Origin of the sequence: Embleya sp. NPDC008237, assembly GCF_042956465.1 — a bacterium.
GTDB lineage: Bacteria > Actinomycetota > Actinomycetes > Streptomycetales > Streptomycetaceae > Embleya.
On sequence record NZ_JBIBGL010000009.1, the window covers coordinates 226116 to 252301 of the forward strand.

General features: G+C 72.3%; 22 protein-coding genes, 1 tRNA gene and 2 pseudogenes. 18 read left to right on the top strand and 7 right to left on the bottom strand.

Going from position 1 to position 26186, the window contains the following annotated elements; translation table 11 throughout:
• Window positions 1-132 precede the first annotated feature (132 nt).
• Window positions 133-1242 (top strand): glycerate kinase, encoded by a 1110-nt coding sequence (locus tag ACFZBU_RS24165; RefSeq protein ID WP_391585880.1) that lies wholly within the window; start codon window positions 133-135, stop codon window positions 1240-1242.
• Between the two features lie 295 nt (window positions 1243-1537).
• The gene (locus tag ACFZBU_RS24170; RefSeq protein ID WP_391585698.1) at window positions 1538-2695 is read left to right on the top strand and encodes a methyltransferase; all 1158 of its coding nucleotides are present in this window, start codon (window positions 1538-1540) and stop codon (window positions 2693-2695) included.
• A gap of 295 nt (window positions 2696-2990) precedes the next feature.
• Here ACFZBU_RS24170 and ACFZBU_RS24175 read toward each other — a convergent pair whose 3' ends face one another.
• Window positions 2991-3611, bottom strand: coding sequence for a MarR family winged helix-turn-helix transcriptional regulator (locus tag ACFZBU_RS24175; RefSeq protein ID WP_391585699.1), 621 nt, complete (start codon window positions 3609-3611; stop codon window positions 2991-2993).
• A gap of 69 nt (window positions 3612-3680) precedes the next feature.
• Between ACFZBU_RS24175 and ACFZBU_RS24180 the strand changes: the two genes are divergently transcribed.
• Together ACFZBU_RS24180 and ACFZBU_RS24185 are read left to right on the top strand one after the other, a co-directional pair.
• The gene (locus ACFZBU_RS24180; protein ID WP_391585700.1) at window positions 3681-4928 is read left to right on the top strand and encodes an MFS transporter; all 1248 of its coding nucleotides are present in this window, start codon (window positions 3681-3683) and stop codon (window positions 4926-4928) included.
• 10 nt (window positions 4929-4938) lie between these two features.
• Window positions 4939-5010: transfer RNA gene (locus tag ACFZBU_RS24185), tRNA-Arg, on the top strand.
• 269 nt (window positions 5011-5279) lie between these two features.
• Here ACFZBU_RS24185 and ACFZBU_RS24190 read toward each other — a convergent pair.
• Together ACFZBU_RS24190 and ACFZBU_RS24195 are read right to left on the bottom strand one after the other, a co-directional pair.
• Window positions 5280-5588 (bottom strand): amidohydrolase family protein, encoded by a 309-nt coding sequence (locus ACFZBU_RS24190; RefSeq protein WP_391585701.1) that lies wholly within the window; start codon window positions 5586-5588, stop codon window positions 5280-5282.
• Between the two features lie 15 nt (window positions 5589-5603).
• On the bottom strand, window positions 5604-6272 hold the full coding sequence (locus ACFZBU_RS24195) for a tetratricopeptide repeat protein (RefSeq protein WP_391585702.1): 669 nt from the start codon (window positions 6270-6272) through the stop codon (window positions 5604-5606).
• A gap of 336 nt (window positions 6273-6608) precedes the next feature.
• Between ACFZBU_RS24195 and ACFZBU_RS24200 the strand changes: the two genes are divergently transcribed.
• From ACFZBU_RS24200 to ACFZBU_RS24215, 4 genes are all read left to right on the top strand, one after another.
• A complete protein-coding gene (locus ACFZBU_RS24200; RefSeq protein WP_391585703.1) occupies window positions 6609-7037 on the top strand; it encodes a hypothetical protein in 429 nt (142 codons plus the stop codon).
• Window positions 7031-7270 (top strand): helix-turn-helix transcriptional regulator, encoded by a 240-nt coding sequence (locus ACFZBU_RS24205; RefSeq protein WP_391585704.1) that lies wholly within the window; start codon window positions 7031-7033, stop codon window positions 7268-7270. The genes ACFZBU_RS24200 and ACFZBU_RS24205 overlap by 7 nt, the downstream gene beginning before the upstream one ends.
• Window positions 7267-8244 carry an NAD(P)-dependent alcohol dehydrogenase gene (locus ACFZBU_RS24210; RefSeq protein ID WP_391585705.1) on the top strand — a complete coding sequence of 326 codons (978 nt, stop codon included), beginning with the start codon at window positions 7267-7269 and terminating at the stop codon, window positions 8242-8244. Before ACFZBU_RS24205 ends, ACFZBU_RS24210 begins: the two co-directional genes overlap by 4 nt.
• A 352-nt stretch (window positions 8245-8596) precedes the next feature.
• A complete protein-coding gene (locus ACFZBU_RS24215; RefSeq protein ID WP_391585706.1) occupies window positions 8597-9655 on the top strand; it encodes an NAD(P)-dependent oxidoreductase in 1059 nt (352 codons plus the stop codon).
• Window positions 9656-9982: 327 nt separating this feature from the next.
• Here ACFZBU_RS24215 and lpdA read toward each other — a convergent pair whose 3' ends face one another.
• The 3 genes from lpdA to ACFZBU_RS24230 all read right to left on the bottom strand — a co-directional run bounded on the left by lpdA (window position 9983) and on the right by ACFZBU_RS24230 (window position 12793).
• Window positions 9983-11389 (bottom strand): dihydrolipoyl dehydrogenase, encoded by a 1407-nt coding sequence (gene lpdA, locus ACFZBU_RS24220; protein ID WP_391585707.1) that lies wholly within the window; start codon window positions 11387-11389, stop codon window positions 9983-9985.
• Window positions 11390-11443: 54 nt separating this feature from the next.
• Window positions 11444-12136: a helix-turn-helix domain-containing protein gene (locus ACFZBU_RS24225; protein WP_391585708.1), complete on the bottom strand. Its 693-nt coding sequence runs from the start codon at window positions 12134-12136 to the stop codon at window positions 11444-11446.
• Between the two features lie 192 nt (window positions 12137-12328).
• Window positions 12329-12793, bottom strand: coding sequence for a PPOX class F420-dependent oxidoreductase (locus ACFZBU_RS24230; RefSeq protein ID WP_391585709.1), 465 nt, complete (start codon window positions 12791-12793; stop codon window positions 12329-12331).
• A 508-nt stretch (window positions 12794-13301) separates the two neighbouring features.
• Here ACFZBU_RS24230 and ACFZBU_RS24235 point away from each other — a divergent pair.
• From ACFZBU_RS24235 to ACFZBU_RS24250, 4 genes are all read left to right on the top strand, one after another.
• On the top strand, window positions 13302-14729 hold the full coding sequence (locus tag ACFZBU_RS24235) for a pyridoxal phosphate-dependent decarboxylase family protein (RefSeq protein ID WP_391585881.1): 1428 nt from the start codon (window positions 13302-13304) through the stop codon (window positions 14727-14729).
• Between the two features lie 321 nt (window positions 14730-15050).
• Window positions 15051-15305 carry an acyl carrier protein gene (locus ACFZBU_RS24240; protein WP_391585710.1) on the top strand — a complete coding sequence of 85 codons (255 nt, stop codon included), beginning with the start codon at window positions 15051-15053 and terminating at the stop codon, window positions 15303-15305.
• 645 nt (window positions 15306-15950) lie between these two features.
• Complete coding sequence (locus ACFZBU_RS24245) at window positions 15951-17894, top strand: ABC transporter ATP-binding protein (RefSeq protein WP_391585711.1); 1944 nt, start codon at window positions 15951-15953, stop codon at window positions 17892-17894.
• A 234-nt stretch (window positions 17895-18128) separates the two neighbouring features.
• Window positions 18129-18524, top strand: a complete 396-nt coding sequence (locus tag ACFZBU_RS24250; protein ID WP_391585712.1) for a Rid family hydrolase — start codon at window positions 18129-18131, stop codon at window positions 18522-18524.
• A 257-nt stretch (window positions 18525-18781) separates the two neighbouring features.
• On the opposite strand, the gene ACFZBU_RS24255 is transcribed toward ACFZBU_RS24250, so the two are convergent.
• Window positions 18782-19978, bottom strand: coding sequence for a hypothetical protein (locus ACFZBU_RS24255; RefSeq protein WP_391585713.1), 1197 nt, complete (start codon window positions 19976-19978; stop codon window positions 18782-18784).
• An 855-nt stretch (window positions 19979-20833) separates the two neighbouring features.
• On the opposite strand from ACFZBU_RS24255, the gene ACFZBU_RS24260 reads away from it, so the two are divergent.
• From ACFZBU_RS24260 to ACFZBU_RS24285, 6 genes and pseudogenes are all read left to right on the top strand, one after another.
• Entirely contained in the window at window positions 20834-22030 is a 1197-nt protein-coding gene (locus ACFZBU_RS24260; RefSeq protein WP_391585714.1) for a porin PorA family protein, read from the top strand.
• Window positions 22031-22530: 500 nt separating this feature from the next.
• On the top strand, window positions 22531-23013 hold the full coding sequence (locus tag ACFZBU_RS24265) for an LLM class flavin-dependent oxidoreductase (RefSeq protein WP_391585715.1): 483 nt from the start codon (window positions 22531-22533) through the stop codon (window positions 23011-23013).
• 42 nt (window positions 23014-23055) lie between these two features.
• Window positions 23056-23904 carry an SDR family NAD(P)-dependent oxidoreductase gene (locus ACFZBU_RS24270; RefSeq protein WP_391585716.1) on the top strand — a complete coding sequence of 283 codons (849 nt, stop codon included), beginning with the start codon at window positions 23056-23058 and terminating at the stop codon, window positions 23902-23904.
• A gap of 211 nt (window positions 23905-24115) precedes the next feature.
• Complete coding sequence (locus ACFZBU_RS24275; protein ID WP_391585717.1) at window positions 24116-25102, top strand: threonine/serine dehydratase; 987 nt, start codon at window positions 24116-24118, stop codon at window positions 25100-25102.
• Between the two features lie 262 nt (window positions 25103-25364).
• A pseudogene (locus ACFZBU_RS24280) lies at window positions 25365-25689 on the top strand (FadR/GntR family transcriptional regulator); the annotation flags it as partial.
• Between the two features lie 11 nt (window positions 25690-25700).
• A pseudogene (locus tag ACFZBU_RS24285) lies at window positions 25701-26036 on the top strand (FadR/GntR family transcriptional regulator); the annotation flags it as partial.
• Between the last annotated feature and the right edge of the window lie 150 nt (window positions 26037-26186).

Here is a 26186-nt window from a genome sequence, read left to right on the forward strand (position 1 = left end):
CCCTACCGTTGGTGGGTCATGTCGCCGTCGTGATCGTTTCGGCCCGTTGGTTCGGGACGGCGCCTCCCGACGAACCTGTCGCCCCATTCCCGGTCGCCATGGCGGCCGGCGAGCAAGAAGGTGGAATGCGTGATGCGCATCGTGATCGCTCCCGACGCGTTCAAGGGCACCGTCGCCGCCGATGCGGCCGCGGGCGCGTTGGCCGAGGGGTGGCTGGGGGTGCGGCCCGGGGACGAGGTGGTGGGGCTGCCGCTGGCCGACGGTGGCGAGGGCACGCTCGACGCCGTGGCGCGGGCGGTGCCCGGAGCCGTGCGGGTGCCGGTGCTCGGTGCGCCCGGTCCCGACGGGCGGCCCGTCGACACGGCCTGGTTGCGGCTGCCGGACGGCACGGGCGTCGTCGAGTTGGCCGCCGTATCCGGGTTGCCGCTGATGGCCGCGCCGGACCCGATGGGCGCCCACACCGCCGGCCTCGGCGTGGTCGTCGGCGCGGCGCTGCGGGCGGGGGTGTCCGCCCTGGTGGTCGCGGTGGGCGGCTCGGCCTCGACGGACGGCGGAGTGGGCGCACTGGCCGCGCTCGGCGCCCGCTTCCGCGATCTCGACGACAATGAACTGCCGTACGGCGGACGGGCTTTGGCCCGCCTCTCGGCGATCGACACGACCGGCTTGGCGACACCTCCACCCGGCGGCGTGCAGATCCTCACCGACGTCACCAACCCGCTGCTGGGCCCGACCGGCGCGGCAGCCGTGTTCGGCCCGCAGAAGGGCGCGTCCGCCGCCGATGTCACCGCCCTGGACGCGGGCCTCGCGCGCCTGGCCGCCCTCCTCGGCGGCGACCCGGCCGCCGCCGGAGCAGGTGCCGCAGGTGGTACGGCGTACGGGTTCGCCGCCGCGTGGAAGGCCTCGATCGTCCCCGGCTCCATCCGCGTGGCCGAACTCGCCGGCCTGCCCGACGCACTGGCCGGCGCGGACCTCGTGATCACCGGCGAGGGCCGCTTCGACGCCACGTCCACGCACGGGAAGGTGGTCGGCACGGTGCTCGACCTCGCCCACCACGGCTCCGGCGTGCCGGTGGCGCTGGTCGCCGGATCGGTGGCCGCGCCGCTGCCGGCCGGTGTCGTGGCCGCCACCGACCTGACCCGCCTCGCCGGGTCGACGGCCGCGGCCCAGGTCGACGCCGCACACTGGCTGCGCCGGGCCGGCGCCGTACTGGCGGAACGCTTCGACCTCGGCCACGCCGACTGACGCTGCGACAAAGCGCCCGGGCGGATCGCCGCCACCGGGCCACACTGCGCACCCCCCTGCTCGCCGGCGGCCCGGGCTCGGAGGCCGCCCGAGCGCTCGGGCCCGGTCCCGGCGCGCGCAGGCGGCCCCACGGGGACGGCCTCGATCGTGGGGCAGCCGAGTTCGGTCCCGTCGATCGGCGCCCGATCGGCGGCCCCGTCCGACCCGTCGTGCGGCGGAGCGACCGCCGAGCGACCGCACCCCGGGCCGACGCGCGGCCGGGGGTCGGCCCGAGCCCGGCTAGGCTGGGTGGACAATGAACCGTTTCTCTGCGCCTTCCGGCGAGTTCGAGCTCACCCGTTACCCCGAGGACCCCCGCGATCTGCTGCGCGCGTGGGACGCGGCCGACGAGTACGTGCTGCGGCACCTCGCCGGGATCGACGACGACAAGCCGACGGATCTGTCCGGCAGCGTCGTGGTGGTGGGCGACCGGTGGGGCGCGCTGGTCACCGCGCTGGCCGAGTCCCGGCCGGTACAGATCAGCGACTCCTTCCTCGGCCAGGAGGCCACCCGAGCCAACCTGGCACGGAACGAGGCGGATCCCGACTGGGTGCGGTTGTTGTCCACCCGGGACGCACCGCCGGAGCGCATCGACGTACTGATCGTCCGGGTCCCGAAGAACCTGGCCCTGTTGGAGGACCAGTTGCACCGGCTCGCGCCGAGCGTGCACGCGGACACCGTGGTGGTCGGTACCGGGATGACCACCGAGATCCACACCTCGACGCTCAAGCTGTTCGAGCGCATCATCGGCCCGACCCGGACCTCGCTCGCGGTCAAGAAGGCCCGGCTGATCTTCACCACGCCCGACCCCACGCTCCCGCGTACGGCAAGCCCCTGGCCGCGCAGCTACACGCTGCCCGCCGACGTCGGCGCGGGATCCGGGATCGTGGTCACCAACCACGCGGGCATCTTCTGCGCCGACCGACTCGACATCGGTACCCGCTTCCTGCTGCGCAACCTCCCGCGCCGCACCGGTCGCGACCGGGTGGTGGACCTGGGCTGCGGCAACGGCGTGGTGGGTACCGCGGTGATGCTGGCCAACCCGCGCTCGGACGTGTTGTTCGTGGACGAGTCGCATCAGGCCGTCGCCTCGGCGCGGGCCACGTTCCAGGAGAACCTGGGATCGGATGCCGGTGCCGAGTTCGTGGTCGGCGACGGTCTGACGGACGTGGCGGCCGAGAGCGTCGACCTGGTCCTGAACAACCCGCCGTTCCACACCCATCGGGCCACCACCGAAGCCATCTCGTGGCGGATGTTCGCCGGTTCGCGTGCGGCGCTGCGCTCCGGTGGCGAACTGTGGGTGATCGGCAATCGGCACCTGGGTTACCACGTCAAGCTGCGCCGGCTGTTCGGCAACTGCGACATCGTGGCCAGCGACCCGAAGTTCGTGGTGCTGCGGGCCGTCAAGAACTGACCGGAGCCGAACCGGGGGCATGCGGTGCCGGGGACGCGCGGCGCCGGAGGACAGGGGTTACCGGGGCACGAGGCGCCGGGGTGCGGGACGCGGGAGGGCGCGGGCGCGGGCACGGGCACGGGCACGGGCACGGGAGAACATCCGGGAGCGCCCGAAAGCAACGTGCGCATCGGTCGCGCCTGCGTGTCCCCGCTCCGGGCCCGGGTGCCGACCCGGGCTCGGATGCCGACCCGGGGGCCGGATGCCGACCCGGGGGCCGGATGCCGATCGCGTACGTTTCTGCCCCCGCGCCACCTCAGCCGGCGTTCTCCACCCGCAGCAACATCCGCTTCAGCAGCGCGATCAGTACGTCCTGATCCGGCTCGTCCAAGGGGTCGACCATCGCGCGTTCGGCCCGGTCGAGCAGTTTCATCGCGGCCGTCCAGTGCGCGCGGCCCGACTCGGTGAGTTCGACATCGACCCGGCGACGGTCGTCGGTGCCGCGGATGCGCCGGATCGAACCGGCCTCCTCCAGGGTGTCCAGCCGGCCGGTGATCCCCGCCGGCGACACCATGAGCTCCGCGGCCAGTTCGGACGGCGTGGCCCGGTAGGGCGTACCGCGCGAGGCCAGTCGGTGCAGCGTGTCGAACTCGAAGGCCTGGAGCCCGACCTCGGCGAGCGCACGTCCCTTGACCTGTGCCAGGTGCTTGGTCAGCATCTGGATCCGGGTGACGATCCCCTCCACGCGCTCGTCGAACGGCGCCTTGTGCCGCCACCGCGCGATGTGCCGGTCGACCGAATCCTCGACGGCGACCCCCGCCTCGGCCTCGGCGGACACGTCGACGGCGCCCGCGCCGCCGGCCTCGCCCTCGGGTCGGGCCGGACCGTCGGCGCCGCCGTCCCGTGCCCGTCTCTGTCCCCGGCCCTCACCGTGCATGCGGCCATTATGCTCGGCCGATGATAATTCGTTGACGAATGATTCGCTGGCGAAATACATTTCGATGCCATGACCCCACCCATGCGCCGGCTCCTGCTCGGCCGCACCTTCGCCGCCCTTGCGACGGCCCTGATCCCCACCACGCTGACCCTGGCTCTCGTACACACCGGCTCGGGCACCGATCTGGGTCTGGTACTGGCCTGCGAACTACTGCCGATGTTGCTGCTGCTCCCGGTCGCGGGCGTGATCGCCGACAGCTTCCCCCCGCACCGGGTGATCCTGGCCGCCGACCTGGTCCGTGCCGGCGCCCAGCTGGCAATCGGCGCCGAACTGCTCGCGGGCCCGGTGCGAATCCCGGACCTGGCGATCCTGTCCGCGCTCACCGGCGCCGCCGTGGCCTTCGGCACCTCGCCGATCCACACGCTGGTGGTCGCGGTGGTGCCCGAGTCGGAGCGGCTGCGGGTCAACGCCCGGCTCGGCGTCGCGCAGGGCCTCGCCCAGGTGGCGGCCCCCGCTGCCGCCGGCACCCTGATGCTCGCCGTCGGGGCCGGCTGGTCCTCGCTGCTCACCGGCCTGCTGTTCGTCGGGTCCGCCGCCACGTTCGGCGGCCTGCGCCCCGAACGCGTCGTGCGCAAGACCGAACGCGGGCCATTTCTCGGCGAGTTGCGCGCGGGCTGGGTGGAGACCCGGCGCCATCCCTGGTTCCTGGCCAATGTCGTCGCGCACGGCGTCTGGCACCTGGCGGCCGGCTTCCTGCTCACCCTCGGCCCGATCATCGCGGTGGACCGACTCGGCGGCGACCGCTCGTGGGTGATCATCGCCCAGGTCGGCACCGTCGGTGTACTGCTCGGCGCCCTGATCGCGTCCCGGCTGCCCGTGCGCCGCCCACTGGTGGCCACCTCGATCGGCGCCGCCCTGTACGGCCTCCCGCTCGCCGCCCTCGCGCTGCGGGCACCGCTGACGGTCGTCGCCACCGCCTACTTCCTGGCCATGCTCGGTCTGGGCGTGCTGAGCCCGTTGTGGCAGACCACGCTGCAACACCGCATCCCGTCGGAAGCACTGGGCCGGGTCGGCTCGTTCGACGCGCTGATCTCCTTCGCCACGCGCCCGCTGGGCCTGGCGATCGCCGCCCCCGTCGCCGCGGCGATCGGCACGAGCACCCCGCTGCTGGTCGGCGCGGTGTTGGTGGTGGCCACGAACGCGGGTCTGCTGCTGCTGCCGGACGTACGCGCGATCGCGTCCACGCCGAAGGCCACCGCCGCCGCCGGCGCCCAATTGCGGCGGCCCTCGTCCCCCGGGCGCGGCACTGGCGTGTGAGCGACGACAGCGGCGTGTAGCTCAGCGGTAGAGCACCGGACTTCGGATCCGGAGGGCGCGGGGGCAGCACCCGCCATGCCGGCTGGGAACGACAACGATGAGCGGCGTCAGGGGCCTTCGCCCGCGAGCGGCGGCCACGGATACCTCGATCGGCAATTGGCCCGAGCACTCGGCACCGCCGCGAGCCACGAAAACACGGACACCCGCGAACGCGCCGAGCGCCGGGTCGAGCACTGGCGCCGGGTATTGCGCGGCGTCACGACCGGGCCCCTCCGGGTGGGCTCGCGTACACCGGTGGCCGAGTTTCCCGTCCGGGTGACGCCCGAGGTGGTCCGCGGCGGTGGGGGCGGGTCAGCGAATCCGGGTCCCGTTGCGCCACACGCCTCGGATGCGCCGGTCCAGTGCGGTCGGGTCCGGGGTGGTGCCGGCGAGCAGGACCAGGTCGGCGCGTTTGCCGACGGCGATCTCGCCCCGGTCGTCGGCGAGGCCGAGCAGCCGCGCCGCGTCGTGGGTGGCCGCGCGGAAGGCACCGGCGGGGCCGAGGCCGACCCGGGACAGGTGCTCGATCTCGCGGAGCACCTCGGTATGCGGTCGAACCGGGTTGTCGCTGCCCATGGCGATCGGGACACCCGCCCGGATCGCGAGGCACGGGCGGATCACGCACCGGCGACGGCCTCAGAGCGGGGGAGGCACGTCGCCCGCCAGATCCGAACGGGCCTCCTCGACCATGCGCACGATGCCCTCGGCGCCGGCGGACTTCGCGATCGTGCCCGCCTCCTCGATCAGCGCCCACGCGTCGTCGCGGCGACCCTGCCCGGCCGCGATGTACGCCAACCCGACCAGGTTGGCCGCCACGCCGGGCAGGAAACCCAGTTCGCGGCGCAGCCGCAGCGATTCCTCCAACCGTTCGCGCGCCACGGGCAACCGGCCGTCGATGTGCGCCGCAATGCCAAGGTGGCGAAGCGCGTACGACATGGTCGCTTTGTCGTCGACGCTCGTGGCCAGTTCCAGGGACCGCTCCAGTGCGGGCAGCGCGGAGGCATGGTCGCCCCGGACCACCTGATGGAACGTGCCGACCCAGAACAGCGCTTCGCCTTCGCCCCGCGCGTCGCCGAGCGAGCGGTAGAGCTCCGCGGCCCGTTCGAACAGGGCCCCCTCGCGGGGATCCTCGGCGCTGCGATCGGCCAGGAAGCGCGCGTGCGCCACCCGTCCGCGGGCCAGCGCCAAGTCCGCCTCCACCGCGTCCAGTTCCCGGTCGGCCACCGGAAGCCCGGTCGGGTCGCCTCCGAAGACCGCCCGTTCGTAGCACAGTCCGGCCCGTTCGATCCGTTCGTCCGTGCCCATCGTCGCTCCAGCCACCCGAATCCCACGCCCATCGGGCACGGCGCACCGCGGCAAAACGGCGTCCCCCGCCCGAATCGAGCCGTCCGAGCGGCGAGTCTAGGCCGTGTCCGGCGGATCTTGGCGGATCGGGCGGTGCGGTCGGCGCGGTCGGTGCGGTCGGCTTCCGAGACGGTCGATCGATGTAAAGAAAACTAGACCTGGTGTCAGTGTTGCTTTACATTGACTGGTGTCCGTATGGATTCACATCGGCTCGTCTTCGCAGGGCTTCTCCGCGTCCGCTTGCGTGCGCGTGGCCTTGCCATCCAGGTCCACCATGCTCGAGCCGGGAGTCGTCGCGTGGCTTTTGAAGAGAAACGTGCATGGATCATGGCGGTGGTCACGGTCTGCGCATACGCGACCTACCTCGCCGTCGTGGTGGGGCGAGCGGGCAATGCCCCACTCGCCGAGGTGTCGTACGCGTCGACCCTGCTGTGGACCATCGGCGCGGCGATCCTGGCGGCGATCGTGCTGCACATCGTGGTGTCGATCGTCTCCCCCGAAGGCGCCAACCAAAAGGACCAACGCGACCGGGAGATCGGCCGGTTCGCCGAGTTCGTCGGCCAATCCCTCGTCGTCGTCGGCGCCGTGGCGGCGCTGGCCATGGCGCTGGCCGAGTTCGACCACTTCTGGATCGCCAACACGATCTACCTGGCGTTCGTACTCTCCGCGATCCTGGGCTCCGGAACCCGGATCGTCGCCTACCGCCGGGGCTTCCAACCATGGTGAAGAAGCCGCCGACCCGGGTCACCAACACGATCCGCGCCCTGCGCTTCACGCACGGCGAGATGACCCAGGCCGAACTGGCCGAGCGGGTGGGCGTCACCCGGCAGACCGTCATCGCCATCGAACAGGGCCGCTACTCGCCGTCCCTGGAGATGGCTTTCCTGATCGCCCGGGTTTTCGGCGTGCCTCTCGACGAGGTCTTCCAATACCCGGACCCGGCAAGGGAGACGCCGTGAAGGCATTCGTTCAGGACACCTACGGACCGCTCGACGTGCTGCGACTGGCCGACATCGAGCAACCGGCGGTGGGCGAGGACGACGTGCTGGTCCGGGTACACGCGGCCGGTGTCGACCCGGGTGTGTGGCATCTGGTGACGGGCCGGCCGTACCTGCTTCGGCTCACCGGTTACGGCCTGCGCGCACCCAAGGACCGCGTGCGGGGCATGGATGTCGCGGGCAGCGTGCATGCGGTGGGCCGCAATGTGACTCGATTCCGGCCCGGTGACGAGGTGTTCGGCACGTGCCGGGGTTCCTTCGCCGAGTACGCGTGCACACCGCAGAGCAGGCTCGCCACGAAACCGGCGAACCTCGACCCGGCCCAGGCGGCGGCCGTACCGACCTCCGCGTTCACCGCCCTTCAGGCGCTCCGGGACAGCGGCCGGGTGCGGCCCGGGCAGCGCGTCCTGATCATCGGTGCGGGGGGCGGCGTGGGCACGTTCGCGGTGCAACTGGCCGCCCACGTGTTCGACGCGCACGTGAGCGGGGTGTGCAGCACGGGCAAGGTCGAGTTGGTCCGCTCGCTGGGCGCGGACGAGGTGATCGACTACACGCGCGAGGACTTCGCCGACGGCACACGACGATGGGACCTCATCCTCGACACCGCGGGCAATCGGCCGGTCGGGCTGCTCCGGCGAGCGCTCACTCCGCGGGGGACCCTCGTCATCGTCGGCAGCGAAACGAAGGGGCGTTGGTTCGGCGGTGTCGACCGCATGCTCCGGGCGCTGGCGCTGGGCCCGTTCGTACGGCACCGGCTGTGCGGCGTGATGTCCACCGAACGCGCCGAGGATCTGAACCTGTTGCGGGAGTACCTCGAAGCCGGCCGACTCACGCCGGTCATCGATCGCACGTATACGTTCGCCGAGATTCCCGAGGCGATTCGCTACATCCACGAGGGTCACGCACGTGGGAAGGTCGTGGCAACGGTGGCGTGAGGAAGACGGGGAGGCACCGATGCAACGGCTGGCGCTCTTCGACCCGAACGGCTCCCGGAGTGGCCGATCGGGCCGACGGGACCACCCGAGCATCGGGTCACCGATGTGACGGATGCCTTCGAACTCCTGCTCTTCGACGGGTCATAGCGCAAACTGCCGTCAGCCGACGGCGGGTCGCCGGTCCGAAGTCGTCGCGGTCACCACGGACGTCCTGATCACCACGCGGCCGCCGCCGCGATTGACGGGCCGCCCGTCGTGGCCCGGCACTCGGAAACGCGGCGGCGGCCCTGCGTGGTTGGATGCGGGAGCGTCTCCGGGCGCCGGTAGGGTCCGGGCCGGGAAGGGGAATTGCATGGAGCGGGGTCGGATTCTGCTGTTGGACGCGGCTCCCGGTGATTTGCTCGGCCGGGAGTTGGAACGTCTGCTCGGGCACGGGATGGCCGTCACGCTGAATCTTCGGCGGGTGGCCGATCGGGCCGGTGCGCGGGCTGCGTGGGCAGGCCGGGTGAACTTCACCGATTTCGATGCCTTCGACGAGGCCGCGCTGGTGGCCGAGTTCGTCCGGGACGGGCTCGGCCACCACGCGGTCAAGTCGCGTGCCGGTGTGCCGTTGCGCGCCTCGTTCCTCGCGGCGGCGACCGACACCGCCCTGGCCCATCGGCTCCGCGTGGTCGGCCGGGCCGGCGCCGGCACCGACCACGTCGACTCGGCAGCCGCAGCCCGGCACGGCGTCGCCGTCACCCATACCCCGGGTTCCAATGCGAACGCGGTCGCCGAGTTCGCCTTGGCCCAACTGCTCGCCCTGACCCGGGATCTCCCGGCACACAACTCGGCCGCACACCGGGGCACCTGGCGCGCACCGGCCGCACCGGCGGTGGAGCTGTCGGAATCGACCCTGGGCATCATCGGGCCGGGACGGATCGGACTGGCCCTGGCCCGGCGGGCAACCGCCCTGGGCATGCGGGTCCAGGCCCTCTCCCGGCGCCCCGTCGAGATACCGCTCCCCTCGGCCCGCTCGCTCACCGCACTGCTGACCACCAGCGACGTGGTCTCCCTGCACCTGCCGCTCACCGCGCAGACCCGGGGGCTGATCGGCAGGGCGGAGCTGGCGCTGATGCGTCCGGGGTCGATCCTGCTGAACACCGCCCGCGGCGGGATCGTCGACGAACAGGCTCTCGCCGACGCCCTGCGCGACCCGGCACACCCACTCGCAGCCGCCGCCGTCGACACCTTCGAGCACGAACACGCCGCCTTCGCCTCGCCCCTGTTCGGCCTGCCGAACGCCCTGCTCACCCCGCATATCGCCGGAATGACCAGGAACGCCATGGCCGCGGCGGCACTTCGCTGCGCAGACCACATCGCCGCCCTGCTCGCCGACCGCCCGGAGGGCATACCCGTGGTGACCGCGTGACCACGAGGGGCTCGGGGGCGGGCCGGACGCCCAGCACCCACAACGGCCCGCCACCACGTGGTCGGGCATGCCCAACGCCAGGTCGGCTCGTGTGCGCGTAGCGGCCGATCGCTACCCCGCAACGGCCATCCATGCGGGCGATCCGAGCCCCGAGCGAAGCGGCGGGAAAGGGCCGACACGGGACGGACCGAGGTCGAACCGTCGGCAATGGCGCGAACGGGCGGGAACCGGGGGCCGCAGGGCCACCGATCCCCGCCGACACGGCATGCGTGCCCCCCGGCGCACCCTGCGCGCGTGTTGCGCGATACATGCCGGAGGGCTGCCGGGTCACATGTTGATCATGTGGCCGGCCAAGCCGTGGATGGCCTCCTTGACGGCTTCGCCGAGGGTGGGGTGGGCGTGGACGTTGCGGGCCACCTCGTGCACGGTGAGGTCCCACTGTTGGGCCAGGGTGAGTTCGGGGAGGAGTTCGGTGACCTCGGGGCCGATCAGGTGGGCGCCGAGGAGTTCGCCGTGGGTACGGTCGCTGATCACCTTGACGAAGCCGACCGGGTCGCCCAGGCCGTGGGCCTTGCCGTTGGCGGTGAACGGGAACTTGGCGACCTGGACGTCGAAGCCCTGCTCCCGGGCCTGGGCCTCGGTCCAGCCGAAGCTGGCGATCTGCGGCTGGCAGTAGGTGGCGCGCGGGATCATCACGAAGTCGAGTTCCATGGTCTCGGCGCCCGCGATCGTCTCGGCGGCGATCATCGCCATCGACTCGGCCGCGTGTGCGAGCATCAGCTTCGCGGTGACGTCGCCGATCGCGTAGATGTGCGGGATGTTGGTCCGGCCCCGGCCGTCCACGTCGATCGCGCCACGCTCGGTGAGTCGTACGCCGATGGTCTCCAGGCCGTAGCCGGTCACGCGCGGGGCGAAGCCGATCGCCTGGAGGACCTTGTCGGCCTCCAGGACCTGCTGCTGTCCGTCGCGGGTGACGGTGACCCGGACCTTGGCGTTCGGGTCGCTGTCGTCGATCGACTCGACCCGGGTCGAGGTCAGCACCTCGATGCCCAACCGGCGGTAGCGCTTGGCGAGTTCGGTGGAGACCTCGACGTCCTCCAGCGGAACGACCCGGTCGAGGAACTCGACGATGGTCACCTTCACGCCGTAGTTGTGCAGCACGTAGGCGAACTCGACGCCGATCGCGCCGGCACCCGCGATGATGATGCTCTCCGGCAGTTGTTCGGTGAGGATCTGCTCCTCGTAGGTGACCACCCGCTCACTGAGCGAGGTGCCCGGCAGCAGGCGCGTGGTCGCGCCCGCCGCGATGATGCAATGGTCGAACGTGACGGTCTCGACACCGCCGCCCGCGAGCGAGACGTCCAGCGTGTGCGCGTCGGCGAACGAGCCGTGGCCGTCGTACTCGGTGATGTTGTTCTTCTTCATCAGGTAGTGCACGCCGTTGACCCGGCCGTCGGCGACCTTGCGGCTGCGCTTGAACGCGGCTTCGTAGTCGAACGTCACCGAACCCTCGACGCGGATCCCGAAGGTCTTGGCCTCCTGCGTGAAGATGTGCGCGAGTTCCGCGTTGCGCAGCAGTGCCTTCGACGGGATGCAGCCGACGTTCAGGCAGACGCCGCCCCAGTACTTCTGCTCGACGACTGCGACCCGCAGCCCGAGCTGTGCGCTGCGAACCGCTGCGGTGTATCCGCCCGGACCGGCGCCCAGGACAACGACGTCAAAGTGTGTACTCATGATCCACACGATATGCGGCCGGCGCCGATGCCGGCGCGGCGGCCGGGCCGCCCGCTACCCCGCTCCCTCGCCCACCCTCGGCCGCACCCGCCGACCCGTCACGTGCTCCGCCCGGATCCGGATGCAGACGTCCCGGCGGTCGGCCGGCCACGGGGCCTCGGCGGCCGACGGGACGTCCGCCGGGTCCGAGTCCCGCTCCGCCGTGCCGCGGATCAGGACGCTCCAGCCGATCCGGGCCGCGTCGACGATGTCGTCCACCTCGAACAGGACCGGGCCCTCGACCCGGGCCAGGACCGAGTCCGCGGCCGTACAGAAGATCACGTCGCGGCCGAGCATCACGTAGTTGACCGGCAACACGAACGGGTCGGGCCCGTCCAGCGCGGCGATCCGGCCGACCAGTTGCAGCAGCAGGTGGGCCTGACACTCCTCGTCGGTCATCTCCACCAACTCCCGCCCCGGGCCCGGGTCCTGACCCGGCGGACGAGGCGGGACCCGGTGGGTGAAGCCGGCCGACGGCGCGGAGAGCAGGTCGTCGACGGTGGTTTCGAGCGCGTCGGCGAGGCGGGACAGCGCGGGCGCGGACGGTGCGGTGGATCCGCTCTCGACGGAGCTCACCCATGTTCCGGGCAATCCCGTACGGCGGGCGATGTCCGCCACGGAGAGCCCGAGTTCGCGGCGGCGGGCGGCCAGCCGGCCGGGCAGCGCATCGACGGATGGACGGACGGTACCCGCAGTCTCCTCGGTCATCCCCCCAGCCCACCCCCCGCGAACCGATTTCGCCGGGCATTGCGCCGATCGGCGGCGCGCCCCGGACGACGTCCGTACGGCGCCGCGACGAGCGCACCGCCGGCGTCCCGACCCCGCCCCGATCACCTCGCGACGCACGTGCCGCCGGCCGCGCCCGCCGGCACCCGGGACCCGCGCCCTCGCAACCCCGCGCTATTCGGCCGCGGCCAGGCGAGCCGGGAAGCCGCCCGTGGCGATCGGACCCCAACGGTCGATGTGGATGCGGATCAGCGACTTGTCCTGCCTGCGCATCGCCTCCCGATACTCGTCCCAGTCGGGGTGCTCACCCGAGATGCACCGGAAGTAGTCGACCAGCGGCTCCAGCGCCTCCGGCATGTCCAACACCTCGGCGCGGCCGTCCACCTGCACGTACGGGCCGTTCCATTCGTCGGACACGACGCACATGGACACCCGCTCGTCCCGCCGGGCGTTGCGGGCCTTGGCCCGGTCGGGGTACGTGGACACGACGATCCGGCCCGCCCCGTCCACCCCGCAGGACACCGGCGACATCTGCGGACGCCCGTCGGCGCGGGTCGTGGCCAACAGCCCGCGATGGCGCGGGCGCAGGAATGCCAGGAGTTCGTCGAGGTCGGGGTGACGCGCGGTCGCGACGGCCATGAATCTGCCCTTCGAGTGGCTCGGAACGTGTTCCTCGGGTCTCCCGACCCTAGTGCCGCGTCCGGCAACGTTTGCCCCGCCACCGCGCCCGGCACGGCACCTCGCCGCCCCGCCGAAACGTCCAGGTACTCCAGTACGAGAACGTTCCGGCGCGACACCGATGCACCGCACCGAACACCGCGACGGGGCAAACGTTGCCGGACGCGGCACCAGGCATCGCGGCCCGATTCATCCGGGCCGCAACACACCCACCCACGCGGTGCCGCTCGCGCGCGCCCCGCTACAGACATCGCCCGCCGGCCGCGCTACGGTGCCCCGAACCGGTGACCGGACCGCACCGGAGCCCGGCCGGGGACGCATCCGGACCCGGTGCGGGAGATCCGGAACTCGGAACCGCAGGCGCAAACAGCAGTGGGCGGTGGCCGCCGCGTTCGCCGCAGCAGCCGCCGCATCGGCAGACGCAGCCGCGGCAGCAGCCGCGTTCACAGGCGGGGAGGCACGCGTGGGCATGTTCGCGGACGGACGGCCGGTGGCCGAGGTGCTGGCGGAGTTGACGGCCATGCACGCCGGAGACGAACCCGGACGCGGGCGGCCCGGAGTGGCCAATACGTTCGATTCCGGCGCGGCCTCCGTCGAAGCGGTCGCCGTTCGCGCGTTCGAGCTGTACCTGCACGTGAACGGCCTGTACCCGACGTCCTTTCCGAGCGTCGCAACGCTGGAGCACCAAGTGGTCGCGGCCGTCGGCGAGATGCTGCACGCACCCGCGGGTGCGGCCGGCAGCTGGACCAGCGGCGGTACCGAGAGTTGCCTGCTGGCGGCCAAGGCGGCTCGGGACGCGCGGCCCGACCTGGCGCGCCCGCAAATCGTCTTCGCCCGTTCGGCGCATGCGGCCTGGGCCAAGGCGGCGAAGTACTTCGGGCTCGACCCGGTGATCGTGGACATCGACCCGATCCACCTGACCGCCGACGTCGCCGCGATCGAGCGCGCGATCACCGACGACACCGTCCTGGTGGTCGCCTCCGCACCCTCCTACGGGCACGGCGTCGTGGACACCATCCCCGAAATCGCCGCGATCTGCGCGCGGCGCGGCGTGCGCTGCCACGTGGACGCGTGCATCGGCGGCTGGGTGCTGCCGTTCGCCGAACAGCTCGGACACGCCGTGCCACCCTGGGACTTCCGGGTGCCGGGCGTGGATTCGATCTCGGTGGATCTGCACAAGTACGGTTACGCGCCCAAGGGTTGCTCGATCGTGCTCTACCGCACCGCGGCGCTGCGCCGGACCCAGTACTTCGTCGCATCCGACTGGACCGGCTATCCGGTGGTCAATTCGACGATGCAGAGCTCGAAGTCCGGCGGCCTGATCGCCGCCGCGTGGGCGGTGCTGCGCCACCTCGGCGCGGACGGCTACCGCGACCTGGTCACCCGTACGCTGGCCGCCACCACCGATCTGGTCGAGGGCGTCGCGGAGATCGCGGGCCTGCGCGTGCTCGGCGCGCCTGCGGCGAGTCTGGTCGCGGTGACCACGGACGGCGTGGACTTCTTCGCGTTCCTGGACGAGTTGGAGCGCCTGGGATGGGCCGTGCAACCCCAGCTGTCCCAGCCCGGCATCCCGCCGACGATCCACCTCACGATGACCGCCACGCACGGTCCGCACATACCCGAACTGCTCACCGCGCTGCGCTCGGCGGTACACGCGGCCGGCGAACGCGATCCGCTGCCCACCCCCGAGCAACTGGGCGCGGTCGCCGAGCTCACCGCCCTCGCCGACTCGGAGGCTGGGGTGACCGCCGACGCGCTGACCGAACTCATGTTCAAGACGGGCCTGTTGACCGACGGCCGGTTGGCGCCGGTGCACGCGCTCCTGGACCACCTCCCGGCGCATCTGCGGGAAGCGGCGCTCCTCGCCTTCTTCGAGGGCCTCAATCCGCCGCTGTGACACCGCCGGGCGCGGCACCCACGCCACGCGGTGGGTACGGCCTGGGCTCGCTCTCCACCGCTCCAACCGCCGGGCACACCGATTCGCCACGCTTCGCCACCCGCGACGGGTCGGCCACGTTCTACCGCCGGGACCTGGGCTCCTACTAGCGTTTCCCGTACGACAGGAGCCGGTGTCGGGTCGGTGGGCCCAGGCACAGGCGGCCGGACCGGTACCCGCGAACTCCCCACATCGGCCCCGGGAATGCTCGTATCGACGTGCCGATCCAGCCCGGACATCCCGCGCCTGGGACGCATTCATGACCCGTCAAGGAGCCTCACCGTGCCCGTGGACGCCGCCCTTCTCGACGAGATCGTCGATCAGACCGCCCGACTCGTCTCCCTCGACATCTCCCGGGTCGACCCGGACGACACGTGGGCGGAACTCGGCGTGGACGCGGCCCTCGCGGTCGAGTTCGCGGACGTGCTCGGCAAGCGGTACGGCATCGCCGTCGAGCCGAAGGTGATCCTGGAACGCGCCACTCCCAGCGGTTTGGCCGAGTTCGTCGCCCAGGCCCGGGCGGGCCGCAGCGGGTGAGCGGCGCGGCGGGGGTCGCGGCGGGGGCGGCGCCCCGGCCCGGCAGACCCTCGCGGCCTGCGCGTGCCAGCGGTCGACCGTTCCGCCCTCCGCGTGGCTCGCCCGGCTCGGCGCGCCGTCGACCTCGACCGGCCGATCCTGGCGATCCGGTCGATCCGGTCGATCCGGGCGACGCGTCGGGCGATCCGGCGCCGCTCCCGCCATCCGATCGCACGGCGCGCGTCGACCGCCCGGATCCGCCGGAGTGCGGCACAGCGCGCGGCCCCCGCCGTCGTCGTTGGATCCGCGCCCGAACCCGACGTGGTACAGCGTCGGTTCGGCCCGCCGGTCGGGCGCGTGCTCGAGCGTGCCGCGAGACGGATGCGCCCGGCCCGTACACCCGTACGCCCTGTCCGATCCGCCGGGCCGGCGGGCAGCATGTGCGGTCGTCGGCAACACCTCGGGATCGAAGGGGAACGTGGTCACCTTGGCAACGGCACCATCGCGAGTCACGCCTTTCCGTACGTCCGCTTTCCGTACGTCTGACTTCCGCACGTCTGCTTTCCGTACGCACGCGCCCGTACCGGCCCGCCGGCGACCGCATAATCCTCCTCGGGAGGTCCGGTGAAGTTTCGTCGACGGGCGCCCGCGCGGCGGACGATTCCGGTGTCCGAGTCCGAACAGCTGCTGTTCGGCGGCGCGTTGCGCTACGACATGTCCTTCACCGACCATGAACAACCACTGCTTCGGGTGTCGTTCTGGGCGATGGCACGGCAACTGCCGAGCATGGTCGCGGTGGTCACGCGCGCCGCCTGGACGGTGGATCGGCCCGCGGTGCTCGCGCTGCTCGTGGCCGAGATCGGTCAGGGGCTCGCGGCCGGGCTGGGGCTGCTCGCCACCAATCGCGCGCTGGTGGCGCTGTTCGCCGACGTGCCGACCACCGATCGCTTGCGTGACGCCGCGCCGGCCCTGCTGTTCATCATGGTGGTCACCGCCCTGTCCGCACTGCTCGCGGCGGTCTCGGTGGGTGCGACCAGCCGGCTCGAACCGCAGGTCGAGCGGGTCTGTACGGCCCGCTACTACCGGCTCGCCGCCCGAGTGGAACTCCAGGCCTTCGAGGAGGCGCGCTTCCATCGCACGCTGGACGCGGGCCGGTTCGGCACCGACTCGGTGCGGCGCATGATCGGCGCCTCGGTCGCGGTGATCAACGCGCTGGTCGGCCTGGTCGCCACCGGCAGTGTGTTGACCCTGTTGAATCCGGTCCTGCTGCCGTTGTTGTTCCTGGTCGCGGCCCCCAAGGGCTGGGGAGCGGTCCGATCCGCGCGCCGTCAACACGAATCCGTGCACGCCTGGCTGGAGCACCGGCGTGCGATCGAGATCCTCGGGCACAGCCTGATCGATCCGGCGCCGGCGGCGGAGGTGCGGGCGCACCGGGCGGGTCGGCTGGTGCTGGACGCGTTCGAGGACATGTCCGCGACGATGGAGGCCGAGCACCGCCGACTCGCGCACGCCAAGGGCCTGACCCAGGCGACCGCGTCCGCGATGTCCGGAGTCGGCGCGCTGTTGGTGTATGCGGCGTTGTGGCTGCTGCTCACCGAGGGCGGCATGCCGCTGGCCGCGGGCGGCACCGCGGTGATCGCGATCCGTACCTGCACCAGCGGCCTCACCGCGCTGGTCATGCAGGTCAACCGGCTGTACGAGGAGTCGCTGTACCTGCGCGACCTGGAGGACGCCTGCGCCGAGTCGGAGCGGCGGGCGATCCCGACCGGCGGACTTCCACTGCCGCATGTCGTGGACGAGGTGCGGCTGGATCACGTCTCGTACTGCTACCCCGGCAACGACACGCCGGCGCTGGACCGGGTAAGTCTGCGTATCCCGGCGGGCAAGGTGGTCGCGCTGGTCGGCGAGAACGGCTCCGGCAAGACCACGCTGTCCAAGCTGGTCGCCGGGCTGCTGCTGCCCAGTGAGGGCACGCTGAGCTGGGGCGGCGTGGACGTCCGCGACGCCGATCGGGACCGGATCTTCGACCGGGTGGCGGTCCTCGGGCAGGACTTCCCGCGCTGGGCGATGACCGCGCGGGCGAACGTGTTCATCGGCCGCCCGGATCGTCCGCTCGACCAGGCCCGGGTGGAGGGGGCGGTCGACCGGGCCGACGCGAGCGACCTGGTCGACGGGTTGCCGCACGGTTGGGACACGCTGATCGTCAAGGGCTACCAACGCGGTTCGCAGATCTCCGGCGGACAGTGGCAGAAGATCGGCAACGCCCGGACCCGGTATCGCGGCGCGCCGTTCGTGATCGTCGACGAGCCGACCTCCGCGCTGGATCCGGAGGCGGAGATCGCCGCGTTCGCCGCGCTGCGGTCGATGACCGAGGACGGGACGACGGTACTGCTGATCACCCATCGGCTGGCCGCGACCGCCACCGCCGACCTCATCTACGTGCTGGAGGGCGGGCGGTTGATCGAACAGGGCGACCACGACGGCCTGATGGCGCTCGACGCGGGTCGGTATCGGGCCATGTACACGGCCCAGGCGGCGCAGTACGGCATCCGCTCGGAGCCGACCGTGTCGCCGATTCCGCATGCGCGAACGGCAGGGGTGGAGAGTTGACGCCGACCGGGTCGCACGACCTCGCTCGACGCCTACGGAAGCGGGCGATCGGCCCGCATCGGCGTGTTCGGCACCCGACCGGTGGGTGTTCTGGCTAGAGTCGCCGGCGGGATTTGTTCCGATTCGGGGTTTTCGTCGATGGGCCGGGCCCGGGCCTGTTCGCCGGTCCGGGTCGCCGGTTGCCGCCGCCGAGCCGGGACCGCGTCGGGACCGACCACGACGGAGGGTGACGCGATGCACAGGCAGGACATCGGACCGCGGATGTTCGGCGACCGACTCGGCTACAACCGGGCCGTGTCGGTGACGAATCCGGAACGGTGGCTGGTGTTGGCCGGGCACGAGTCCCGGGGTCCCGACGGCGCGATCGTGCACGTGCGCGACCTGCGCGGACAGATCGAGACCACCTTCGACCGGCTCGCCGAAACGCTGGCCGAGGCCGGCTTCACCTTCGCGCACGTGGTGCAACTGCGCTACTTCGCGGTCGACGTCGCGGAGGTCACCCGGCACTTCGACGTGATCACCGCCCGCCTGGAACGGGAGGGATGTCGCCCGGCGACCGTCCTGGTCGGCGTCACCGCACTGTCCGATCCGAACATGCTGATCGAGATCGAGGGCCTGGCGGTCCGCTGACAAGGGTGCTCCGAGCGCATTCCCGGGGCCCGTCCTCGATCCCACGCCGAGCACCGCGACGCGGGATCGAAGACGGCCCGGGGGCAACCCCCGCCCCGAACGCGACCGATCACGAACGGGGCGCTGCTACGCGCGGATCCCTCCACCCGGGACCGCCAAAGCCGGCCGACTGGAACCGATCAATGGCCGCCGACCCACCGGACGCCGGGCCGGCGCGCGCGCGCGCGCCGGCCCGGCCCGGACCGGTTCGCCGGCCGTCAGCTGTGCAGGGCGGCGGCCTCCTCGAAGGCGGGGATGCCGTCGCGGGCACGGCCTACGGCGGCCAGGAGGAGGGCGTGGTCGGTGAGGGCACGGGCCAACAGGGGTTTGGCCACGGCCGGTTCGGCGATCGCCGGCGAGCGGGCGTGCTCGACGGCTTTGGCGTACCTGGGCAGGAGCAGGCGGGCTGCGGCCGTGCGGGACATCGGCGCGAAGGTCGCCCGGACGTTGAGTCGGCGTTCGAGCACGAGGCGCTGTGCGGGCGTGGTGGTCGGTGCGTCGAGCGCGGCGCGGAGCGCGGGTTCGGCCTCGGTGTGCCGGATCAGGCGGGTCGGCGACCAGTGGTCGGACGTGGTGGCGTGCGCGATGTCGTCCGGTTCGTCGGCCGCGCCGATAACGGCGAGATGGTGGGCCAGCAGGTCGTGCCGCAGGCCCCGGGTGGGGCTGTGCGCGGCGCGCGTGCGATATGCCTCGACCGCGCGCGCCAGCACCGTCCCGCTCTCGGCGGGGCGATTCGCGGCGGCGAGCAGGTGCGCGCCGTACAGCAGGATCGGGACTTGGCGGTCGTCGTGGGTCGTCTCCAGAAGCGGCCGGTACGCGTCGGCCGCGTCGGCGAATCGGCCGCGGGTGGCGAGCCGGCCCGCCTGCGCGGTGATGTACCAGTGTCGGTCGGCGTTCGGAAGGTACCCTCGGCCGAGGCCGTCGGTGACCGCGACGGCCTCGGCGAACAGCGGTTCGGCCTCGTCGTCGCGGCCGTCCTCGACCAATGCGACGGCGACTTCGAGAAGCGCCTCGGCGAGGGACCACCGACCACCGGCGCCGGCAGCGGTACGGGCGCCGGCGCGGGCCAGGGTGAGGATCTCGTGTCGTACGGCGAGCGCCTCGGCTCGCCGGTCGTAGCGGTACAGCGCCCACTGGTAGGTGACCAGGATGCCTCGCAACACTGCGTCCCGATCCCGGTGTTCGGCCGGGTCCAGGCCTCGGCACAGCCGGATCGCCTCGGTCAACCGGCCGAGCGTGAGGCCCATGTCGGCCCCGTGGTGCCCGAAGACGTGCCCGGTCGTGTGCAGCGCCACGGCCAACCGCCGGGCGTAGTGCTCGGGTCCGTCGACCTCCCCCAAGACGCGATAGATCCCGACCAGTCGTTCCGCCGACACCCGGTCGACGTCGAACAGCATGACTCGCGCGCGAGCCACGACATCGGCATTCGCCACATGCACCCCTGTCTCTGTTTCCACCCCGCCGCACCGAATGGCACGACGCCGGAACGAGCCCCGGATTCGGGCCCACGCATGCTCGAGAACCACCGGACTCCCCCGGTGGCTCGAATCGGCTTGGCATGGACGACATCCGACGCCGCGTCCCGTCCCGGCGGCTCGTTGTCGCGGAACCGTACAGCGCACGATGCGCCTTCAGAGTGTGTGCGAATTGGCTTAGGGTGAGGGCGTATCAACCCCGGGCCGGATGGGCCGGATGGGCCGGACGGGACGGGCAGGCCGGACAGGCCCCCGGTGTCGCCGGGTTCGGGTGGGTCAGGGGACCCGGCGAGGACAGAGTGCGCCGGGCCCGGTCGCTCGCGTCCCGGAGCGTGTGCCACAGCCGGATCGCGCCGATGTGCCTTTCCGCCACTTTACGCGATGTCCCGATGAGCACGACCAAGGCTGGCGCATCTTTCGCCCGTGACCACAAAAAGGGCCTGTGACCTGGTACTTGCATGGCGAGATGCATCGTGAGGTGCATGGCGACACGCATCGGGATATGGCACGGGAGCCGCAACGCGGGCTGTGACGTACGGGGTTGGACCGGTCATCGCCGTTCCCACGGACGAACGCCTTTGTGACGAAACGAGGTTCCTGGGTCGCGGACCGGCGCGGGCCGGGGCCGGCGCCCGATATACCACCAACGGGTCGGGCTGGGACGGAAATCGTGGTATCTGGCGCGATCCGTTGCCGATCCTGGTGAGGTACGGGCCATCAGGTCGCGTGCGCCGACGCGACGGGAGGACATCCGGCCCTCCCGGGGCCATCTGGCGACCTGCGGAGGCTGTTCTGATGAGAAAGACGTCCTGGTATCTCGGCGCCGCCGCCACGTTGCTCGTCGCGACGAGCGCGGTGACCCGGTTCGTCGTGCTGCCCGGCGTGCACCAGGTGCCCGACGACGCCGACTTCACGATGCACTTCGCCGGCGGCATGACCCTGTTGGACGCGCAGGCGTTGCAGGCGGGCAACCTGCCCGGGGCCATCGTGCGCGACCTGCCGGTCACCGTGGACCGACATGTGCGTGCGGTGCACACGTCCGGGGCGACCGTCGTACTGAACGACCGCACCGTGGTGTCCGGCCCGCAGAAGCAGGCGCTCACCACGGTCGAGAAACGGTGGTCGGTGGACCGCAAGACCCTGCTCGACCGGCCGATTCCCAAGGGGGTGGCGGCCGAACCGCATCGGGGCCTGACCGCGGGCTTCCCGTTGGAGCCCGAGAAGAAGAACTATCCGTACTGGGATTCGCCGACGCAGACCACCGTCCCGGCCACGTACGTGCGCACCGAGCGGCGCGCGGGCCGTGAGACGTACGTCTTCTCGATCCGTACCAGCGGCCCGCTGGCCGACCCGGGCTCGCTGCGTACGCTGCCGCCGGCCATGCCGCGAGCGGCAGTGCAGGGTCTGGCCGGCGTCGCCTTCCCGGGTCGACCCCTGGAACTGGCCGGGCAGGCCGATCCGGTCCCACTGGCCTACACCGCGACGACGGACCTCACCGGCTGGGTCGACACCGAGACCGGCGTGACCGTGGACCTGGAGTCCACCCAGGGCGTCACCGCAACCGCCGTGTCGGCCTCCGGCGCGCAGGCCGAGGTCTTCCCGGTGTTGTCGCTGAAGATGACCACGACACCGGCCTCGCGCGCGGAGCTGGCCGACACCGCCGCCGACGGCGCCCAGGCGCTCTGGCTGCTCGGCGTCGTGGCACCGCTGGTCGCGCTCCTGCTCGGCCTGGCCCTGCTCGGCCTGGCCGGCTATCTGGAACACCGGTCCCGTCGAGGCCGCTCCGACGCGACACTGCCCGGCCCGCGGTCCGAGGCCACGTCGGATGCGGCCTCCGCCGCGGGGCCGCCCCCGGCCGCCGCACCCGCGTCGGGCCCCGCATCCGGGTCCGAATCCGGGTCGGGGTCGGGGTCCGATTCGGGATCCGGCTCCGCGTCCCGCGCCGGTTCTGCCGATTCCGACTCGGAGACGAACGCGCCGACCACCGGCTAGCGCCACCCGGTCTGCCGGTGGCATCGAGACCCACGACGTCATCGGCGTCCGACGCCCGGCTCGGAGTTTCCCGAAACTCCGGTGCCGGGCTTTTCCATGCCGCGCACACGGTCGACCCCGCCAGGCCGGGTCCGGCGGATCTTGGTGGGCCTAGCACATTTCCTGGTGGTTTCATCGGCGCGACCGCTCTGCCATGATCGCCGGCACCCGATCGAGGGGATGTGGAGGCGTGCCGACGGAATACCCGAAACCGGCGAACCAGGCGGAAGACGCCGTATCGGCGGAACCGACCGGGCTCATCCGGGCGGCGATGCCGTTCGGGACCGGGTCGGTCTCGCTGCGGATCCATCCGCACGACGGGCTCGACGCCTCGGGCGTGGCCGCGGAGGCGATCGGGCAGGCAGTACTGGCCGCGACCCACGGGTTCGACGGCGTGATGACCAGTGAGCACCACGGCGGCTTCGCCGGCTACCTGCCCAATCCGCTCCAGGTGGCGCTGGATGCTGGACCGGATGCCGTCCGGGTGGGCCGCCGCGGCGCCCGTGCTGTTGCCGTTGCGGCCGGTCGCGCTGCTCGCCGAGGAGGTGGCCTGGCCGGCCGCCCTGCATCCCGGCCGGGTGGGCATCGGGGTCGCGATCGGCGGCCTGGAGCTGAATTTCCGGGTCATGGGGCTCGACTTCGCGGCTCGGACCGCCGGATTCCGGGTGGCGCTACCCCGGTTGGCCGCGCTGCTGCGCGGCGCGGGGTTGGGCGAACCGGCGGGGGATCGGGCCCTGTTCGAGTGTGCCGCACGACCGGTGCCGGTGGTGAGCGCGGCGATGAGTCCGGGCGCGGTGCGGCGGGCGGCACAGGCCGGTGCCGGGATCCTCTTCGACGGCGGCTACGAGGCCGCTCGGCTCCGCGAACTGACGGATCGATATCTCGACGCCGAAGGCGTCGGGCCGCGCGTGCTGATCCGCCGGGTGTGGCTCGGCGGCCGGTGACGACACGAACACACAGGGAGTACAGCGGTGATAGCCGAACGCATGAGGTTGACCGGCCGAACGGTGATCGTCTCCGGCGCCGGTGGCGGCGGGATCGGCACGACCTGCGCACGCGGGCTGCTCGAAGCCGGGGCCACCGTGCTGGGCGTGGATCGCGACGCCGAGCGACTGGCCGCGATCGAGACCGAGTTGGCCGAGCCGACGGGCCTGGGCGGGCCGGCCGGCACGCTGCTGACGGTGTGTGCGGACGTGTCCACCGCCGACGGCGTCGCGACCGTGGTGGAGCGGGCCGTCGCCGCGCCGGGCGAGTTGTACGGACTGGTCAACGTCGTCGGCGGCAGCCTGTTGCCGCACTGGGCGCCCGCGCTCGACTTCGACCGCGAACAGTGGGACCACTCCCTGGATCTGAACCTGCATCACGTGATGTGGCTGTCCCAGGCCGTGGCCCGGCACCTGGTCGCCCACGAGGCGCCCGGCTCGATCGTGACCATCAATTCCACCGGCGGCGTGGTCGCGGCGCCCTACCACGTGGGCTACGGCACGGCGAAGGCCGCGGTGCTCGGGCTGACCCGGACACTGGCCCTGGAGTGGGGCCGGTACGGGATCCGGGTCAACGGCGTCGCGGCCGGCTCGATCACCACGCCGCGGGCGACCGCCGCCGCGCAGGATCCGGCGCTCGCGGGCCGCGGCGTACCGCTGCGCAGGCGGGGGACGCCGGCCGACGTGGCGGCGGCCGTACTGTTCGTGATCTCCGACCTGTCCGCGTACACGACCGGCGCGGTGATCCCGGTCGAGGGCGGCGCGCTGCACCGGCTCGGCCTGTTCGACGAGGACAACGTCCCGGTACATGTGAGCAATCCGCAGATCCTGGCCCGGATCCACGGGGACTGAGGGCCCGCCCGCCGGCACGTCGGCCGTGTGCGCGGGCATCCGCGGCTCCGGACGCCACGGACCCACCCGCGGAGGTCACGGACCCGCCCGGCCCACGGCCCTCCCGAGTCCACCTCCGGGCCGACGCGGCCGCGGCCGTACCCCGAGCGCAGGGGCGTCCCGGGTGGACCCCCGTTGGACCGATGGCATGCCCACACCCCACGATGGCGTCATGGAAGCCGACCTCGTCACCACCGCCACCGACCCCACCTTCGCCGACGTCGTGGCCGCCCGCGCGTTCCTCGACGGGCACCTTCCGCCGACCCCGATGTGGTCGTATCCCGCCCTCGACGCGGCCACCGGTGCGCACATATTCGTCAAGCACGAGAACGTGCAGCCGGTCGGCGCCTTCAAGGTCCGGGGCGGGCTGACCCTGCTGGCCGGCCTGAGCCCGGCGGAGCGGGCCCGGGGTCTGGTCACCTACTCGACGGGCAACCACGCGCAGTCGATCGCGTACGCGTGTGCCGCGTTCGACGCGTCGTGCACGGTGGTGATGCCGGCCGAGGCGAACCCGGCGAAGGTGCGGGCGGTGCGCGCGCTCGGCGCCGAGGTACTGCTGCACGGCGCGGACATGGCCGGCGCCCAGGCGCGGGCCGAGGCGTACGCGGTCGCCGAGGGCCGGCTCCTGGTCAGCCCCGGCGACACCGCCGCGCTGGTGGCCGGGGTGGGCACGACGTACCTGGAGATCCTCACCGCCGAACCCGACCTGGACGCGGTGCTGGTCCCGGTGGGCAGCGGTACCGGAGCCGCCGGTGCGGTGCTGGTCGCCGCCGAACTCGCGCCGAGCTGCCGGGTGATCGCCGTGCAGTCGACCGCCGCGCCGGCCGCACACGACTCGTGGCGGGCCGGCACGTGCGTCACGCGCGCCAACACCACGGTGGTGGACGGCCTGGCCACCGGCCGGGGGTTCGAGTTGCCGCAGCGCGTGCTGCGGTCCGGGCTCGCCGACTTCCTGCTGGTCTCGGACGCCGACATCGCGCACGCACAGCGCCTGCTCGCGACGCACGCACACACGCTCGCCGAGGGCGCGGGCGCCGCCGCGCTGGCCGCCGTACTGGCCCACCCGAGCGAGTTCACGGGCCGGCGGATCGCCGTCGTGTGCTCGGGCGGCAACGCCTCCCCGGCCGAGATCGCGGCACTGGGGCGGGACGGGGGCTGACTCCGTCCCGGCGTCCCGGCGTCCCGGAGTTCCGGCGTCCCGGCCTCCGGTGTGCGGTCGTGGAGCGGAGCCCGAGCCGGGCCCAAATCCGGACCCGGACTCGGACCCGGACCCGGACCCGGATCCCGAGTCCGCCCCCCCGGATCCGGATTCGGAGACCCCCGCGCGGCCCGCTCGCATCGTGCCGTTCGCCGACAGCCGCCACCGTGCGCCGATGCCCGCCATACTGGGGAGTCATCGGATCTCCGGAGGGGTCAGCGGCGTGGCGGTCACAGACGAGGCCATCGACAAGATCAAGGGCATGATCGTGTCCGGGGAGCTGCAACCGGGCGAGAAGCTGCCCAAGGAGGCCGACCTGGCCGCCAGGCTCGGGCTGTCCCGGAATTCGCTGCGCGAGGCGGTCAAGGCGCTGTCGCTGATCCGGATCCTGGATGTGCGCCAGGGCGACGGTACCTACGTGACCAGCCTGGAGCCGACACTGCTGCTCGGCGCGATCTCGTTCGTGGTCGACTTCCACCACGACAAGAGCGTGCTCGACTTCCTCCAGGTCCGGCGGATCCTGGAGCCGGCGGCCACCGCGCTGGCCGCCGAGCTGGTCGACGCCGAGGGCATCGCGACGCTGCGCGCGCTGGCCGATCCGCCGAGTCCGGATGCCGGGCACGACGCGCTGATCGAGCAGGACCTGCGCTTCCATCACCAGATCGCCGTGTTCGGCGGCAATCAGGTGTTGTGCTCGCTGCTGGAGACACTCTCCGGCCCGACCATGCGCGCGCGGACCTGGCGCGGTCTGACCGAGGACGACTCGTGGCAGCGCACGATCCGCGAGCACCACGCGATCGTGGACGCGCTGGAGAGCCGGGACGCGAGCGCGGCACACGCGTGGTCGACGGTGCACATCAGCGGCGTCGAGCAGTGGCTGCGGCGAATGACCTGAGCCCTCCCGGGCGTTCGGAAATACGGCTGCGCGGATGCCGAGGACGGGTCCTGGCGGCAACGCACACGGTGACGAGCGACATACCGAGCGGAATCGGCAGGGCGTCGAAGACGCGTCGGTTGCCCATCCCGGCCGAACCGGCAAGGATCG